General features: G+C 62.2%; 15 protein-coding genes. 10 read left to right on the plus strand and 5 right to left on the minus strand.

All coding sequences use genetic code 11. The features are described from left to right. The first annotated feature begins 16 nt into the window (after positions 1 to 16). Positions 17 to 1,078 (plus strand): saccharopine dehydrogenase family protein, encoded by a 1,062-nt coding sequence (locus SSPSH_RS02205; RefSeq protein ID WP_006914385.1) that lies wholly within the window; start codon positions 17 to 19, stop codon positions 1,076 to 1,078. Here SSPSH_RS02205 and SSPSH_RS02210 read toward each other — a convergent pair. Next, the gene (locus SSPSH_RS02210) at positions 1,065 to 1,886 is read right to left on the minus strand and encodes a M90 family metallopeptidase (protein ID WP_006914384.1); all 822 of its coding nucleotides are present in this window, start codon (positions 1,884 to 1,886) and stop codon (positions 1,065 to 1,067) included. The genes SSPSH_RS02205 and SSPSH_RS02210 overlap by 14 nt on opposite strands. A gap of 69 nt (positions 1,887 to 1,955) precedes the next feature. Here SSPSH_RS02210 and SSPSH_RS02215 point away from each other — a divergent pair, with 69 nt between their 5' ends. Beyond that, complete coding sequence (locus SSPSH_RS02215) at positions 1,956 to 2,555, plus strand: hypothetical protein (protein ID WP_006914383.1); 600 nt, start codon at positions 1,956 to 1,958, stop codon at positions 2,553 to 2,555. A gap of 7 nt (positions 2,556 to 2,562) precedes the next feature. On the opposite strand, the gene SSPSH_RS02220 is transcribed toward SSPSH_RS02215, so the two are convergent. Beyond that, a complete protein-coding gene (locus SSPSH_RS02220; protein WP_006914382.1) occupies positions 2,563 to 3,453 on the minus strand; it encodes a 5'-nucleotidase in 891 nt (296 codons plus the stop codon). Between the two features lie 375 nt (positions 3,454 to 3,828). Between SSPSH_RS02220 and SSPSH_RS02225 the strand changes: the two genes are divergently transcribed. The 6 genes from SSPSH_RS02225 (at position 3,829) to SSPSH_RS17665 (ending at position 12,171) form a co-directional block, all read left to right on the plus strand. Further along, positions 3,829 to 5,289 (plus strand): DcaP family trimeric outer membrane transporter, encoded by a 1,461-nt coding sequence (locus SSPSH_RS02225; protein WP_006914381.1) that lies wholly within the window; start codon positions 3,829 to 3,831, stop codon positions 5,287 to 5,289. 129 nt (positions 5,290 to 5,418) lie between these two features. Continuing rightward, positions 5,419 to 7,221, plus strand: coding sequence for a tetratricopeptide repeat-containing sulfotransferase family protein (locus tag SSPSH_RS17660; protein ID WP_006914380.1), 1,803 nt, complete (start codon positions 5,419 to 5,421; stop codon positions 7,219 to 7,221). A gap of 39 nt (positions 7,222 to 7,260) precedes the next feature. Further along, positions 7,261 to 8,268 (plus strand): ligase-associated DNA damage response exonuclease, encoded by a 1,008-nt coding sequence (locus tag SSPSH_RS02235; RefSeq protein ID WP_006914250.1) that lies wholly within the window; start codon positions 7,261 to 7,263, stop codon positions 8,266 to 8,268. A gap of 239 nt (positions 8,269 to 8,507) precedes the next feature. Continuing rightward, positions 8,508 to 9,998 (plus strand): patatin-like phospholipase family protein, encoded by a 1,491-nt coding sequence (locus SSPSH_RS02240; RefSeq protein WP_006914248.1) that lies wholly within the window; start codon positions 8,508 to 8,510, stop codon positions 9,996 to 9,998. After that, a complete protein-coding gene (locus SSPSH_RS02245; RefSeq protein WP_006914247.1) occupies positions 9,995 to 11,038 on the plus strand; it encodes a hypothetical protein in 1,044 nt (347 codons plus the stop codon). The genes SSPSH_RS02240 and SSPSH_RS02245 overlap by 4 nt, the downstream gene beginning before the upstream one ends. 35 nt (positions 11,039 to 11,073) lie before the next feature. Next, positions 11,074 to 12,171, plus strand: coding sequence for a DUF302 domain-containing protein (locus tag SSPSH_RS17665; RefSeq protein WP_021031308.1), 1,098 nt, complete (start codon positions 11,074 to 11,076; stop codon positions 12,169 to 12,171). A gap of 38 nt (positions 12,172 to 12,209) precedes the next feature. On the opposite strand, the gene SSPSH_RS02255 is transcribed toward SSPSH_RS17665, so the two are convergent. The 3 genes from SSPSH_RS02255 to SSPSH_RS02265 all read right to left on the minus strand — a co-directional run bounded on the left by SSPSH_RS02255 (position 12,210) and on the right by SSPSH_RS02265 (position 15,662). Continuing rightward, positions 12,210 to 13,181, minus strand: a complete 972-nt coding sequence (locus tag SSPSH_RS02255; protein WP_006914245.1) for a D-Ala-D-Ala carboxypeptidase family metallohydrolase — start codon at positions 13,179 to 13,181, stop codon at positions 12,210 to 12,212. Further along, complete coding sequence (locus tag SSPSH_RS02260; RefSeq protein ID WP_006914244.1) at positions 13,178 to 15,004, minus strand: L,D-transpeptidase family protein; 1,827 nt, start codon at positions 15,002 to 15,004, stop codon at positions 13,178 to 13,180. The genes SSPSH_RS02255 and SSPSH_RS02260 overlap by 4 nt, the downstream gene beginning before the upstream one ends. Positions 15,005 to 15,074: 70 nt before the next feature. Further along, positions 15,075 to 15,662: an LON peptidase substrate-binding domain-containing protein gene (locus SSPSH_RS02265; RefSeq protein ID WP_006914243.1), complete on the minus strand. Its 588-nt coding sequence runs from the start codon at positions 15,660 to 15,662 to the stop codon at positions 15,075 to 15,077. A 131-nt stretch (positions 15,663 to 15,793) separates the two neighbouring features. Between SSPSH_RS02265 and SSPSH_RS02270 the strand changes: the two genes are divergently transcribed. Together SSPSH_RS02270 and SSPSH_RS02275 are read left to right on the plus strand one after the other, a co-directional pair. Beyond that, positions 15,794 to 16,252: a PaaI family thioesterase gene (locus SSPSH_RS02270; protein WP_006914242.1), complete on the plus strand. Its 459-nt coding sequence runs from the start codon at positions 15,794 to 15,796 to the stop codon at positions 16,250 to 16,252. Then, positions 16,249 to 16,704, plus strand: a complete 456-nt coding sequence (locus tag SSPSH_RS02275; protein ID WP_006914241.1) for a PaaI family thioesterase — start codon at positions 16,249 to 16,251, stop codon at positions 16,702 to 16,704. The genes SSPSH_RS02270 and SSPSH_RS02275 overlap by 4 nt, the downstream gene beginning before the upstream one ends. The last annotated feature ends 62 nt before the right edge of the window (positions 16,705 to 16,766 follow it).

Genomic DNA, 16,766 nt, shown 5'->3' on the forward strand with positions numbered 1-16,766 from the left:
ATTCAAGAGACTCACGATGACCCAACCGACGTTCATGATCTACGGCGCCTATGGCTATACCGGTGAACTGATCGCCCGTCAGGCTGTAGCCGAAGGTTTGACTCCCGTACTGGCAGGCCGTCGTGCCGAGGCGCTGGCGCCGCTGGCTCAGGAACTGGGGCTGGACTATCGCGATTTCGGCATGCACGAGGCCGCCGATATCGCGCCCCATCTGGACGGTATCGATGTGCTGCTGCATTGCGCCGGCCCGTTTTCGGCGACCGCGCCTCAGGCCATGGCCGCCTGTATTCGCGAAAGCGTGCACTATCTCGATATTACGGGCGAAATCAGTATCTTCGAGCACTCCTTCAGCCGCCATGATCATGCTGCCAAGGCCGGCGTGGTGTTGTGTTGTGGCGTGGGCTTCGATGTGGTGCCCACCGACTGTATTGCCGCCTATCTGGCCGAGGCGATGCCGGATGCCGTAGAACTCGCGCTGGGCTTCGATTCGCGCTCGGGGTTTTCGCCGGGCACGGCCAAGACCTCGGTGGAAGGCCTGGCCGACGGCGGCAAGATTCGTCGCAATGGCCGCATCACCACCGTACCGCTGGCCGCCAGTGTGCGCGAGATCGATTTTGGCGACGGCCCGAAACAGGCGATGACCATCCCCTGGGGGGATATCTCGACCGCTTGGCATACGACGAGCATCGACGATATCGAAGTCTATATGCCGATGTCACCGAAACGCATCAAACAGGTGCAGCGTCTGAACTGGGTGCGCCCGTTGCTGGGGTTGTCGCCGGTACAGTCGCTTTTGAAAAAACGTGCCGCCAAGGTCGCGGGCCCTGACGAATCGCGGCGCGAGCAAGCCACGACCCATGTATGGGGCGAGGTCGTGAACGCGCGTGGTGAGCATCGGGTTGCGCGTGTGCACGTGGCCAATGGCTACGATGTGACCGTGCATGCCAGTCTGGCGATCGTGAAACAACTCTTGACCGAGGCGCCTGCAGGCGGCAGCTACACGCCCTCGCGACTGGCCGGCAAGGAACTCGTCGAGCGTCTGCCTGGCAGTTCGAACGTCGAGCTCAGCTCGGAATAGCGTTGCTGAATTCGGGCGGCTGGAGCGCCGTGTCGATATCGAAATAGGCCGCCATCAGGCGATACAGGTCGCGGTGTGCGGCTGCGAGTTCGGCGCCGCGTTGAAAGAAGGCCTCGACCGCGACAGCAAAGAACTCCGCAGGATTTTCGGCGCCGTAAATATCGATGGCCGGTGAGCCGCGCTCGCGCAGCGTCTCGAAAGCTGCGCCGAATACATGCGTCCAATCGTCTGCGTCATCGAGTGGCGGTGCGCCTTCTTGCGACGGGGCTGCAAAGTCCAGCAGATGGGCGAATTCGTGGAGTACGACATTGTGCTCGGCGCCGGCCAGCGCGGCTTCGATATCGGCCCAGGAAAGCACCACGCGGCTGTCGTCCCAGGCTTCGCCCGACGCCAGTAATGGCAGATCGTCCATCAGTCCCTGCTCGTCGGGCCACGTCTGCGGGATATAAAAGGCATCGGGATAGATCAGCACTTCGCTTGGTAACGTGAAGGCCCCCGGCGTGGCGCCCAGACACAGCAAGCTGGCCTGGCCGGCGACAACGAGGCGCATATCGTCTGTGATTTCAAGGCCCTGGCAGCCTATGAAACGCACATCGGCAATCAGCTGTGCCGCCAGTCGTGGCATGCGTGCGCGCTGGCGTGCGTCGAGCAAACCCCGCCAGGGCAGCAATGCCCAAAGCCGGCGGCGCTCGGCTTCACTTAATCGTGCCGGGCCACGCACGAGCAGGCGCAGGCGCGGATAAGCGATAATACCCGCCGCTGCGACGAGGCTACCGACGAGAACGGTAAGCGCGGCAATCGTATTCATAACGTATCGATCCCGGCGCCCGGCGTTTGCCCGGCGAATTGTCGATTAAAAAAGGACGGAAAGATCCCGGTGAGTTGGTCTCAAGTCGCGCTAAGCATATTTTCGACCGTAACGTCGTTCATTATCTGGTCGTTTCTGGTCTACGCGTTTTATGTGCTGCGTAATCGCAGTCTTGAGCATAAGCTCAAGCAGTTGATCCAGCCCGAGCGCAGCGTACCCGACGAGGACCGCGTGCATATCGTATGTGCCAACGCGACCGGCGTTCGGGTGACCGTGCGCGATGTGCGTCTGATCACCGACGACGACGTTCACGTCAGTCTGGCCTATATCGGCGATACCGGCGATGTGGTTCGCCCGCGCAAGCCGAACGACATTATCGCCCGGCGGCGCAATCCGGTGATCACATGCCACGAAAAGGCGGGCCTCATCGAGCGAAACTTCGTGGAGTTGCCGGCGCAGAGCGCGGGCATGTGGGCGCTGACCGCCAATCAGGTCGAAAGCTCAAAATGGCACTTCGTGGAATGCTTGCTGGTGATCGACTATCCGACCCTGCTTAACACCCGCAAATTGATGGTGGTGTACGCAAAGCAGTCGATCGTCGACAGCATCAACGAGGACTTCAATCGTTATATCGTCGATGCGCGCCGCCGTCATCGGCACGAAAGCTAACCCTGGGTTATTCGTTCGCGACGCCGTGGGGCACGTGGCCGGCGGCTACACGTTGAGAAGCGCTACCGATATGGGTCGCCTGATCGTCGAAGAAAATATCCGCACCGAAGGCTTCCAGAAACTCGGCCTTGGTCATGCCGCCGAGGAACAACGCTTCATCGATTCGGATATGCCAGGCGCGCAGGGTGCGAATGACGCGTTCATGCGCGGGCGCACTGCGTGAAGTCACCAGCGCGGTACGAATCGGGCACCGGGCCGGGTCGAACTCGGCCTGGATCCGCGTCAGTGCTTCCAGAAACGCCTTAAAGGGCCCGCCCGGCAGCGGTTTGCCGGCAGAGCTGACTTCGCTGGCGGCGAAGGCTTCGAGCCCCTGTTCCTTGAAGATGCGTTCGGCTTCATCGGAAAACAGGACGGCGTCACCATCGAAAGCGATCTTGAGTTCGCCGTCTTCATGCGCCAGCGAGTGGCCAGGCACGATAGTCGCGGCGGCACAGCCGGCCTTGAGCGCGGCGCGTACGTCGTCCGGATCGGCAGAAAGAAACAGATCGGCACCAAAGGCGCTCACATAGCGATAGGGCGAACTGCCGCTGGTAAACGCGGCGCGGGTAATCGGTAGCTTGTGATGGGCGATGGAGTTGAACACGCGCAGACCCGTATCGGCACTGTTACGCGAGAGCAGGATCACTTCCACGCGTTCGCTTTCGGCCTCGTTGAGCGCCAGCAGCTTGCGAACCAGCCCGAAGGCCACGCCGGGCTCGAGCACGTTTTCTTCGTGCTCGATCTGATAGTTGCAGTACGCCTCACGGCCATCGGTTTCGAACACCCGATGGCTTTCCTCGAGATCGAACAGTGCTCGCGAAGAAATGCCAATGACCAGTTTTTCGGGCCGGGTATTCATGCGCACAGTGTAGCGCCATTGCGCGCGATGAGCGCGCAATGCGTGTTCTTAAGTGGTGCGCCTAACCGCTTGAGACTAAAGTTCGAGCGCTGAACTTGGCCGCCGGAAAGGTGGTCTCGCTACCCACCGCGAGCGCGATTTTTTTATGGCAAAACCTTGATTCCATCGAAAATAAAAAGAAAACCTTCCGTTTCTCTTTAGGGGCCGGCATTCGCTTGGCAGGTTGTTTGCTTATACGCCGGATCTGCGCCGCGCTACCGCAGGTCCGGCACGGCCTTGGCAATGTCCCAGCCTTCTGGGGTAACGTACAGGGCAAGCCGGATCGTGGTGGGACACGGTCAGGGGGATCCAGCTTTTATCTCAGGGAGAAAAGGGATGAGTACGTTCAAATCGAACAAGGTTCGTGCGTCTGTGCGTGGCGCGATTGGTACGGCCGTTGCGGTACCGCTGCTGTTTTCGGCGATGCCGGCGATGGCACAAAGTCAGCAAGAGCAGATGCAGCAGCTGCGCGATCAGATTCAGCAGATGCAGCAGCGTTTCGACGAGCTGCAGTCGCAGCAGGAAGAAATGAAGCAGGCGCAGGAGTCGCCGCGTTCGGAAGAACGTCTGGTTTCGAAGTCTGAAGACGGCGAAGGCTTCATGGTTGGCGATACCAACGTGAAGATCAACGGTTACTTCAAGTTCGACGCCATCTATGATTTCGAAGACGATCACGACGCCTTGCTGGGCCCGTCTGATGCGATTGGCACCCTCAACGCCAAGGGCACCGACTCGCCCGGTGACGGCGATTTTGGCGTTACCGTCAAGCAAACCCGTCTCAAGATCGCGACCACCACTCCCACTGAGTTTGGCGATCTGGGCGGTTATATCGAGATGGACTTCTATGGCAAGCCCTACGATGAGTCGTTCGACAGCGCCCCTTCTCCGCGTGTGCGTCGTGCCTATCTGACGTTTGGCAACTGGCTGATCGGTCGCGACTGGTCGACCTTCTCGGACTTCAACTACGGCACCACGCTCAACTTCTACGGCCCGCAGGCGCAGCTGTTCGAGCGCCAGGCGCAGGTGCGCTACACCATGGACGCCGGCGAAAACACCAGTGTCGATTTCGCCTTGGAAAATCCGGGTGGCGGCAGCGTGCTCGCTGGTGATGGTGGCACTGCTGCTTCTGCGGGGCCGGATGGCCTTGATGGCACTGCCGACGACGTCGCCGCTACTCCTGCCGATCCGAATTTTCGTGGCTTGGAGGATGGCTCCGATACCGAAAATACGCTGCCGGACGTTGTGGTTCGTCTCAAGACTTCCAGTGGCCCCTTCAGCTTCCAGGCTGCCGCTATCGGACGCTACCTTACTACCGATATCAACCAGTTGGACGGCGATGGTTCCGACGAGGATTCCGTGGTCGGTTACGGTCTGAACCTCGGTGGTTCGCTGTCGCTGCCGACCAATACCACGTTCATGCTGTCGAGCGTGTATGGCAAGGGCATTGGTAAGTACGTCTATGCACCGGCCGGCGGCGCCGACGCCTATGTGACCAGCGACGGCGACCTGGAAGCACTCGAGCGCTACGGCTTCATCGCCACGATTTCGCAGGAGCTCACCTCGACGCTCACCACGAATCTGATCTACGGCAAGGCCTACTCCGAGAATCCCGACGATTTCGTCGGCAGCACGGACGCTCTGCATGACAGCTCGTCGTCGGCGCACGTGAACCTGCTCTACACGCCGGTCGATCCGCTGACCTTCGGTATCGAGTACAACCGCGTGGAATACGAAACCCAGGGCGGCGTCGACGCCGATGCCCAGAACGTACAGTTCTCCACGATCTACAACTTCTAGATCGTGACTGTATGACGCGCCCAGCGTTCGCGCCGGGCGCCTTGAAGCCCCGGTTCGCCGGGGCTTTTTTGTGGGCGCGGTTCGGCACGTCCCGGCGCGCCGGGACGAGTGACAGGTTAGGATGAGCGCATGAGTCGTCGTTTTGTATCCCGCACTCGAAACGCACAACACGCGCCGTCCGCGGCACTGGCCGACGGTATTGCGCTGCATCGTTCCGGGCGCTTCGACGAAGCCGAGGCCTGTTACCGGCGTATCAAGCGGCGTGATCCCGACTATGCCGAAGCGCTGCGTATGCGTGCGCTGCTCGCCCACCAGCGCGGCGACGGCGAAGCGGCGGTCAAGCTGCTGCGCCGCGCGGTCGACCAGCAGCCGGCCAATCCGATCTATCACCATAGCCTGGCCGGCTTGCTGCGTGCGCGCGCCGATCTGGCGGGCGCGATCGCAGCCTACCGGCGGGCCTGGGCGCTGCAGCCCGAGCGCGTCCAGAATGGCCTCGATCTGGCCGATGTCCTCGCCACGGCCGGCCACAGCGAGGCCGCACTGGCGGTTTATGATGAATTACGCGAAGCCGCCCCATCGCTGCTGGCACCCTATTTACAGAGCGCGGGCCTGCTATTCGAACGGGGTGCCCCCGACGCCGCCGCCACGTGCCTGCACCAGGCCGAAGCAGCGCTCGATCCGGATATCGACACCCGCTGCGACCTTGCTGCGGCCTGGGCGGGCATTGGCGCCTACGAGCGGGCGGCTGCGGGCTACGAGGCGGTGCTGGCTCAGGCGCCGGCTAATGCCCGTGCCGAGGCGGGACTGGGCAGCGCCTATCAGAGCCTGGGTCAGTTCGAGGCCTCGACACGGCATTTCGAACGGGCGCTCGATCTGGATGACCGTCTGGGCTGGGTCTATGCGGCCTTGATGACCAATCGCCGCTACGTGTTGTCCGACACACGCCGCGCGGCAATGCAGCGCGCGATGGCCGATCCGAAGCTCGACGATATCGCACGCAGCCATATGCATTTCGCGCTCGGCCAGCATTTTGATGCCCACAATGCGCCCGAGCCGGCCTTTGCCCATTTCGACGCCGGCAATCGGCTGCATGCACGCCGCCACCCGTTCGATCGGCAGGTTTTCGATGCGCGTATCGAGCGCATCATCAAACACTGTACGCGCGACTTCTTTACAGCACGCCAGGGCATGGGCGATGCCAGCGAGCGCCCGGTGTTGATTGTGGGCATGCCCAGATCGGGCACGAGTCTGGTCGAACAGATCATTGCCAGTCATCCACAGGCACACGGCGCCGGCGAACTGAACGATATCGGCCGCATGGCGCGTGAGCTGCCGGTGGTGGTCGGTCGCGAGAAACGCTATCCCGAGTGTCTGGATCACCTCGAGCCGGACGCCGCAGCCATGCTGGCGCAACGTTATCTCGGCGGGCTCGATGCGCGCGCGCCGGATGCAACGCGTGTGACCGATAAGATGCCTTTCAACATGCTCTGGCTCGGGCTGATTGCGCTGATTCTGCCCAATGCGCGGGTGATCTATTGTCGGCGTAATCCCATGGACAACGCGCTGTCCTGCTATTTCCAGCTGTTCAGTCGTGGCCTGCGCTTTGCCTACGATCTGGGTGATGTCGGTCATGTCTATCGCCAGCACGAGCGTTTGATGGCGCACTGGCAGACACATCTGCCGTTGTCCATGCTCACCGTCGACTATGAAGCGCTGGTCAGCGATCCCGAGTCCCAGTCGCGTCGTCTGATCGAGTTCACCGGCCTCGACTGGGACGATCGTTGCCTGAATTTTCATCGGCATGCGCGAGACGTGCGTACAGCCAGTGTCTGGCAGGTACGCCAGCCCGTGTATCAATCGTCGCTGGCCCGCTGGAAAGCATACGAACCCTGGCTGGCGCCGTTACGGGAGAGTCTGGCCGCGCCGCAATAGTGCGGTGCGCTAGAGCGCTTCATCACAGGGAGGGCCGCCATGGCCGCTGTAATCGAACCCACCGACAAAGGTCTCTACTGCGCGGCGGGCGATTTTTATATCGACCCGTGGCGGCCGGTCGAACGCGCGTTGATCACCCATGCGCATGCCGATCATGCCCGCAACGGTCACGACCACTACTGGGCAACGGCCCAAAGCGCGCCGATTCTCTACAAACGGCTTGGTCGCAATATCGAACTCACGCCCATCGAGTATGGAGAAAAGCTCACGTTTGGCGCGGCGCAGGTGTCGTTTCATCCGGCCGGGCATGTGCTGGGCTCGGCGCAGATCCGGGTGGAAGTCGACGGCGAGGTTTGGGTGGCCTCGGGCGACTACAAGCGCGACGCTGACCCGACCTGTGCCGATTTCGAAGTCGTGCCTTGCGATACGTTCATTACCGAAGCCACGTTCGCGCTGCCGGTCTATCGCTGGGCGGACACGGCCACGGTGGCGGCCGATATTCGTGCCTGGTGGCAAGCGAACGCGGCAGCCGGCAAAACCAGCGTGTTGTTTTCCTATTCGCTGGGCAAGGCACAGCGACTGCTGGCCGAACTCGCGCGTCTGACTGATGAAACGGTCTATCTGCACGGCGCGCTGGTGCCGCTGACCGATATATACCGTGAGGCCGGGGTGGCCATGTTGCCCACCGAGCCGGTCAGCGCCCAAGACAAGAAAGCCGACTTTGCCGGCACGCTGGTTATGGCGCCGCCGTCGGCGGCCGGCTCACGATGGATGCGGCGCTTCAAGCATCACGACACGGGTTTTGCGTCCGGCTGGATGCGTATTCGTGGCAACCGGCGTCGGCGCGGCTACGATCGAGGCTTCGTGCTGTCCGACCATGCCGATTGGCCCGGGCTGATCCGGACCATCGAAGAGACTGGCGCGCAGCGCGTGCTGGCGACGCATGGCCGTACCGACGTGTTGGTGTCCTATCTGCGTGAGCGGGGGATCGACGCAGCGCCGCTGGTGACGGAATATGCCGACAGTCTCGAAGCCGAGGATGGTTGAACGCAGCGCTCGTAGTCTGCCGATGTCCGGTACGGGTGCGTTATGCTGACGAGATTGTCAGGAACGATCGAAAAGGCGAGACGCATGTCGCAAAACACGGCAGCCGCTAGGCGCTACGCAAGGCCAACCGGCGGTTCGTTGGCGTGTGCTCAAGTCGATCCCGTCGAAGAAAGCGTGGCGCTGACCGGCCTGCTCGAGCGCATGCACGTAGCTGGCAGGTCGGTCGGGCCGGGGCAGTAATGAGTAGCGGACTGGGGGCAGATACGTCGAGTCCGGTCGGGGCCAATGCCGCGGCCGATCGTGATGAGCGTGAGCGTCTGCAACTACAGCGCATGGAGCGCGCGTTGGTACGTGCCTGGCTGGCTGCGCCCTTGAGCGTGTCGCAATCCGACTATGAATGCCTGCGTTATGCGCTGGGCATGGCGCGCCTGCATGTGTTTCGTGTGCCTGGCACGCGGCGCGATATCCATGTCGATGCCGCACGTATCATGCCGTTGCGGGCATGGCTGCTCGAACACCTCTACGACCGGCTGCGCGGCTCGGCGACTGCCGAACAGAAACTACTGTATTGCCACGAAGCCGTGCCCGAGGCGCGCCGGCGTTGTATCGAGTTGCGCCGTGAACTGCTGGCCGATCACAGCGGCGAGTTCGATGCCGCTGCGCTCGATCGCGAGGCGGGAAAGCGTTCGCTCGTGATCGTGGCGGGCGGCGGCGGTGGTTCCGGCTATGTTTATGCCGGCGCGTTTGCGCGGCTGATGGAAGACGGCCTGATTCCGGACTATCTGGTGGGCAACTCGATCGGCGCGATTCTTGGGCTGTTTCGTGCACAGCGCCGTCACGGCGACGTCAGCGACTATTTGGATTTTGCCCGCAAGCTCAAGAACGGCGATATCTTTACCGCCGCGCGCCGGCGTAGCGAGTTCTGTCTGCCCGGTCTTTTGCATCTGCATCTGCGTGCACTGCATCAGCGCATGGCTACGGGCGATCTGCGCCGGCCGCTGCGTCTGGATGAAATGGAGATAGCGCTGGATCTGGTGGTTGCCGGCATCCGGCGTCGGCCCTACGAGCGCCTGCCCTCGGACGTACGCGCACCCAACGAAGGCGCCGAGCGCTGGCTACCGATGTGGATGCGTGTAGCGGCCCGTTTCGCCCGGCTTCTACAGTTCTTCAGCGCCGATGTAGTGGAACCGATCGTGCTCGGGCGCGATACCGACACCCGGCAGGTGCATGCCGTGGATGCGGCCGGCTTTTCGGCAGCGGTACCGAGCATTCTCCAGTACGAGCCCGGCCCGGGCGCCGGGGTAACGCGCGAGATTTTTTCCGAACTTATGGCCACCCGCGAACTGGCCGCCATCGTGGATGGCGGTGTGGCCGACAACGTGCCGGCCCGGGCCGCCTGGCGCGGGGTGGCCGCTGGACGTGCCGCCACGCGCAATGCTTATTACCTGGCGTTCGACTGTTTCTTTCCGCGCGTCGATGCCAAGAATCTGTGGCTATGGCCGATCACCCAGACAGTGCAGATGCAGATGCGTGTTAATCGGGTTTATGCCGACACCATGGTGCGTTTCGATCGCACACTCTCGCCATTGAATATCGTGCCCAGTCCCGATGCACTCGATCTGTCGGTCGGCTGGGGCTATCAGGAAATGGATGCCCGTATGCCCGAGGTCCGTGAAATGCTGCGCACGGTAAGCCTGTTCGCGGACACGAGCGAGGCACGGGCCTCATGAGCGATCGAGAGGGCGACCATCACGATATGCCGCGTCCGTTCGCGGTCGTCACCGGCGATCGTACGCTCAGCGAACGGCTGTTCCTGCTGTGGGATCTGGCGATCATCGCGCTGGTATCGCTCAATCTCGCGCTGATTCTGTTCGATGCGATGTTTGCCATCGGCCCGCTGGCCGGCGTGTTCGAGTCGGCGGCACCCGGTGTGCATGGCTGGTACGAAAGCTCGGTGCACGAAAACTTCATCGCCATCGATCTGGTCTTTGTGGCCATTTTTGTTGCCGATGTGCTCGCCGGCTGGGCCATCGCGATCGCCCAGAAACGCTATTACCGCTGGTATTTCTACCCGTTTGCGCGCTGGTACGACGTGCTCGGTTGTATTCCGGTGGCGGGCTTTCGTTTTCTGCGTGTACTGCGTGTGATCACGATTCTGGTTCGCCTGCATCGTCTGGGCGTGATCGATATCCGCAACTGGGCGGTCTACAAGACCTTCATGGTCTATTACGACATCGTGGTTGAAGAGATTTCCGACCGCGTAGTCATCAAGGTACTCAGCGGCGCCCAGGAAGAACTGGAAAGCGGGGGCCAAGAGTTGTCGCACCGCGTAGTGCGCGAAGTGATCCAGCCTCGTCAGCAACGTCTGGTCAACGCCACCAGCACACATATCGAGAACGCGATCATGGCGGCCTATAAAGCCAATCGCGACGAGTTGCAGGCGTATGTGGCCAATGTCGTCAATCGCGGCGTAAACAACAACAGCGCGCTACGCAACCTCGAACGCGTCCCGATGCTGGGCAGCTTCGTCACCCATGCGCTGGACGATGCCATCACTGAAACCGTCAACAATATCCTCGACGAGGCAGTCGATGGGTTGTCCTCCGAAGATTTCGATGCGCTGGTACAAAACGTCACCGACAGTGTGGTCACGCGCCTGCTGGCCGACGATATCGGTCAGAACTCGGAATTGCGCGACGCGGTGATCGAAATCCTCGATATCGTCAAGGAACAGGTCGCCGTACAGCGCTGGCGGGAGCATTTCGAGTAGGATCGAGATCTGGTTTTCGACCCGGGATGTTCGTCATGGGTGTTGTATCGTTTGGAGCGGCCCGTCGCCGGTGGTCGCTGTTGTTGCTCGTTTGGGTCGTACTGGCCGTGTCGGCCTGTGAATGGACGGATCTGATCGACGGCGACGAGGACGGCGACGAAAACGACGCTACCCCGCCCGCTGCCGAAACCAATATTCCGGGTTTGAGTGTGGCTGTGTCCACGCGCGGCTTCGATACCACGCGCGATGCGCTGCTGGACGCTATCGGCAGCCGTGGCAATCTGGCGACGCGCGCCTCGGTCGATCATCAAGCCAACGCCGAAGACACAAACCTCAGTTTGCGTCCGACCACCGTGGTATTCGTTAGCGATGGCAATCGTGAACGGGCGCTGATTGCGGCCGACCCCCGCGTGGCGCTGGATCTGCCAGCGCGCGTGCTGTTGTATCGGGATAGCGACGGCGATGTCGGTGTGGGGTTCAGCAATGCGGTCTATCTGGCCGCCCGCTATGATCTGAACGATGCCGAAAACAGCACGCTCGATGCGCTCGACGACGACCTCGAAGCGATCGCCACTGAAGCAGCAAATGCCGATCTGGAGACCAGTGCCAGCGCTGCCGGTATCGCCGAAGGCGAAGGTATCGAAACCGTAGCCAGCGACGACGACTTCAATACCGTCGTCAACCGGCTCGACGACGCCATTGGCTCGCGCGACGCGCTCACACTTATCGATACGATCAATTTCCAGAGTGGTAACACCGGCATAGGGCCGAGCACGCTGTTCATCTTCGGCAATCCAAATGCAGGCACGCCGCTGATGCGTTCGAACCAGACCGTGGGTATCGATTTGCCCCAGAAAATGCTGGTCGCCCCGGCCGACGACGGCACGGTCACGATCTACTACAACGATCCCGCCTTTATCGCCGATCGCCACGATATCGACAATCGCGACGACGAGATCGATACGATTGCGGATCTGCTCGACGAAATCGCAGGCGAGGCCGCCGGCACGCCGTCCAGCAACAATACCGACACGAACGTCGACAATACGGCAGACGACGGCAACGCCGAGAGCGACGATACCGATACCAACGCCGCAGAAAACGCGGCAGGGGCTACGACTACCGGGATGTAGTCGGGTCTAGTATCGGCGCCGGACTCGAATGCGTTGGCTTACCAGCGCACGCGCATGCCGCGCACGTCGATATGCACGAACGGCCCGTGGCGCGAATTGGCCGGGTATACGCTCATGCCGCCCGCCAGCGGCGGGTGCTCGGCCACCACGGCTTCGACAAGGTCGGCCAGCCAGCGTGCATCGGCGGTATCGATCCGGCTGTCGCTGTTGAGATCGTCCATACGGCCATCGCCGTTGGCGTCGACGAAGATATCGGCGGCGCTGCCGAACAGATGCTGGCTATAGACGGTGGTATTGCCGATATCGGCGTTGTACCAAGGCGTGCGATAGCCGCTCATCACCGTGATCGTATCGAGATCGAAGCCGGCCTCGGCGAGCGCCGTATGCAGGCGCTCGAGTTTTTCCAGCAGGCGCGGGCGCACGAGCACGTACTTCGGCCAGTGATCGGGCTGTTGATGACACAGGAACTGGCCGAGCGTGAAATGCTCGGATAACGCCACATCGCGATTGGCGCGCGTTACCTGCACCAGCCCATCCGGCGGCGCCGAGCTGGCCCGGCCACGCAGCCCCTGCGGTTCGTAAGGGCCGATACGATAGCCATCAAGCTCAGCTCGGCTGGCATCGTATGGTTTCTTGACGAACACGTTCAGCCGCATACGGCTCATATCGTCGCGGTTATAGATGGCCAACGGATAAAGCCCGGGCTCGCGCGGCGCTTGCCACCGCCACTGGGTGGCCGAACCGCTTTCGAGCACGCCGGCGCCGGAGGTCTGCAGCACCAGGTCGGCTCCATCGGATAACTCGCGAGCGACGATGTCGACTCGCTCCCCCGGCATGACGAATATGGCTCGCACCGCCCTAGGCAGCGGTTCGCCATCGATGGTCAGGGCAAACTCGGCCGCGGTGCGCTGGCCGAGCTCCAGACTGTCGTCCAGTGTCAGGCGCGCCTGGGCCACCGGCACACACAGCGCCGCGCAGAGCATCGCGAGTGCGGCGGCACGTACGCTCAATTCGAGCCTATCCGGGCCGTCGAGTTATCGGACGTGGTGCGATTGACCTGCCGCAGCGCCGCTTCGACGCGCGGGTCGTTTTCGTAGAGGTCGGCACGGAAATTCACGCCGACGTCGTCGACGAATGCCGTCCAGTAGGCGAGGTAGACGGGGATCGATTCGTCGAGCTGAACCCGCTCTCGATCGCCTTCATGAAGCGCGCTGTCGATACGCGTGGCATCCCAGCCCGGATTGCCGGCGAGCACGAACTCGGCAAGCTGCGCCGGTTGTTCCACACGTACGCAGCCATGGCTAAAGTCGCGCTGGGTGCGGGAAAACAGCTGTTCTGCCGGGCTGTCGTGCAGGTAGACCGCGTATTCGTTAGGGAACATGAATTTAACCAGCCCCAGCGCGTTGCTGCTGCCACCACGCTGACGTACGTAAAGCTCGCCGGCCGCGACCTTGTCGATATTGTCCGGCGTGTTGGGTAGGACTTCGGCCTCGGGCGTGAATTGGGCCACGATTTCGTAGTTCTTCTCTTCGAGGTAGCCCGAATTCTTGCGCACCTCAGGCACGATTTCATCGGCCGCAATGCCCGCGGGTACGTTCCAGTACGGGCGAAAGACGACATATTCCATGGCGTCGGAAAACACCGGCGTGGCGCGATCGTCATAGGATTCGCCTACGACCACGCGCATTTCCAGCGCGGGCTTGCTGTCTTCGTAGGCGCGTAGGCGATATTCCGGGATATTGACCATCACATAGCGATCCCCGAGATCGGCCGGCAGCCAGCGCCAGCGCTCCAGGTTGATCTCGATCTGGCGTGCGCGCTGTCGTGCGGGAACGTTGAGTGCGGCAAGCGTGCCGGAGCCGACTTTGCCGTCGACCTTGAGCCCGTGCCGGCGCTGGAAATGTTCGACCGCGCGGGCGAGCTGGGCGTCGTAGCGTTGCGAACGCGTATTACCGGCTGCGGCCTCGGGCTTGTCCATGGTCTCGAGTGCATCGACACCGTCGTCGATGTTTTCTCCGGTTTCGGCGCCCGGCGTGAGATCGCCGCTGGCCTGCAGACGCTTGCGCAGCGTGGGCACGCGGCTGTCACGTACGCCGGTTTCCAGCAACGGCCCATCCGACACCTGCGGCCAACCGCCGGCATCGACGATCGCACGATAGTCGGCGAGTGCTTTCACCAGGCGCGTATAACCATCGTGGGGCGGGCGCAGTTCGGTGAGCGCGGCATCCACATCGCCGTCACGGGTGGCACGCTCGAGTGCACCGGCGTAGTCGGCTGGCGGCAGATCTTCGTACCAACGCGGGCGCAGTTCGCCCTCGCCGACCCGGCCCTGGTGCAGGTCGACGGCGTAGCTCACGAATGCCTGGCTCAAGCGAATATCGAGCGCGGCCACGGTCTCGGCATCCAGCGGCCCGGGGGCGGCATCCATGCGTTCGATACGCTCGGCCAAGGCATCGTAGCCGTAGTCGGTGATGACCAGTCCCTGCCGGTCGGCACGTGACAAGGCATCCAGCAGCGTCTTGATTTCAGGCCGCACGCGGCCCCGGGCGTCGAACCAGGCGGGCTCATTGTCATGATTCCGGTAGTACCCGGCCACGGCATGATCGACCGTCTCGTCCGTCAGGTCGTCCAACGCTGACGCGATCGCCCGGGCCTGGGCGATCTCGGGCGCCGCGCTGTCGCGCTGGCGCTTTGTATCGCTGGTCGGGTCGGCCGTCGTAGTCTTCGAGGCTGGTGTGGATGCCGTGGTGGTTTGTTCGTCGGGTGTACTGCTGCAGCCGGCTGCAGCGAGCACGCAAAGGCCGGCTAGAAGCCAGCGGTTGAAAATTGTCACGGCATGTCTTGTGGTCGTTCCCCTGACCGCGATGCTATCGCAGCTGCCGTCTCAGCACACCCCGAACGAGTCAGCGGGTGTTTTCGATCTCGATCATCGGCCGAATGCGGCGCAGGCGTTCCAGCGGATCGTTGGTGGCCAGCAGATCGTGCTTGGTGGCGGCATCGAACGGCAAAAGTTCGGTCAGGCGCGCCGACAGCCAGCTGGCCGAGTCGTAGCTGCAGTTTTCGGATTCGTACGGCAGGCCGACCTCGTCGATGAGCGCGGCCGCAATCTGCTTGAGCGCGGAGAATTCGATCGGGCAGGCGCTATCGGCGTCTTCATCGATGAAGTCCACGGTGCCCCACCACAGGCCGTTATCGGCCTGGCGTGTGGACAGCACCTCGAAACGTTGCCGGCCTTTCACGGTAATGCCGAGCGCACCGTCGTCGAGCCGGTCGAAATCCACGATCTCGACCAGCGTGCCGACCGCCCGCGGGCTGCTGAACTCGTGCTCGTTTTCAGCCGGGCGCGCGGCACAGATGCCAAAGCCGGTGGGGCCTTTCATGCACATCGCGACCATGTCGAGATAGCGGGGTTCGAAAATGCGCAGCGGCATGATGCCGCCGGGAAATACGACCGTACTGAGTGGAAATAGCGCGTAATCGGGATGATCCATGGGCGCGTCGACAAAGGGTGTGGGGAATGGAGCGGCGAGTGCCGTGTTCTTGCATCTTACGCGCTCGTGCACTGTGACGCTGGCGCGGCGATACGTGACAGCGGTGTAGCCGGCGGCTATCGTCTCGCGGCATGTATGAACAACTCGACAAGCGCGACCCGGCCATCCGTGCCGAAATCGCGGCCCGGTTCAACGGGCGTATTCCTTATAACCAGGCGATCGGTCTGCGTGTGGTCGATGTGGCAACCGAGCGTGTGGTTACCGCGCTCGACTATCGTGAATGCTTTCTTGGTGATCCGGGTGCCGGGCTTTGGCATACCGCGGTGGGGATGGCCGCGGCCGACAGCACCTGCGGCCTGGCGGTTTTCCTGGCGTTGCCCGGGTTGGAAACCATCGCCACACTGGATCTGCGCATGGATTATCTACGGCCTGCGGTTGCCGAGCAGGGCCTGTGGATCGAAGCCGAGTGCTATCACGTGACACGCTGTGTGGGCTTCGTACGAGCGACGTTGCATCAGGGGGATCGGGAACGCGCAGTCTCGCTGTGTACGGCCGCATTCATGCGGACCGGCAAGCAGATCAAGCCATGAGCGATACGACAGATTCAAAACCGGTACTGGATTCCAGCGACCTCGTGGCCGCAATTCCGTATGCGGCTTATCTGGATATCCGTATCGAGCAGGCCGACGACGGCGAAGCCCGTGTCTATCGCATGCCCTATCGCGACGATCTGATCGGCAGTCCTCGCCTGCCCGCCTTGCATGGCGGCACGGTGGCCAGCCTGCTGGAGCTGGCCATGCAGTTCGAGGTGCTCATCGCCGAGGCGCAGACACGCTTGCCGTATCCGGTGGATTTTTCGATCGACTACTGGCGCTCTGCCGCGGCTGCCGATTGCTGGTGCCGATGTCGATTGATTCGCTCCGGCCGACGTATCGCCCAGGTTCAGGCCGAATGCTGGCAGGAGGATCGCGAACGTCCGATCGCTTTCGCGCGCGCCGACTTTCTGCTGCGTGCCGTTGATGGCGCCAGCGAGGCTGAATAAGCGGCGTGCGGCTTTTTCAGCTTTGTGTCGTGATCGTTTGAATTAGACTAAGGGCGCATACA

Source organism: Salinisphaera shabanensis E1L3A (genome assembly GCF_000215955.2).
GTDB lineage: Bacteria > Pseudomonadota > Gammaproteobacteria > Nevskiales > Salinisphaeraceae > Salinisphaera > Salinisphaera shabanensis.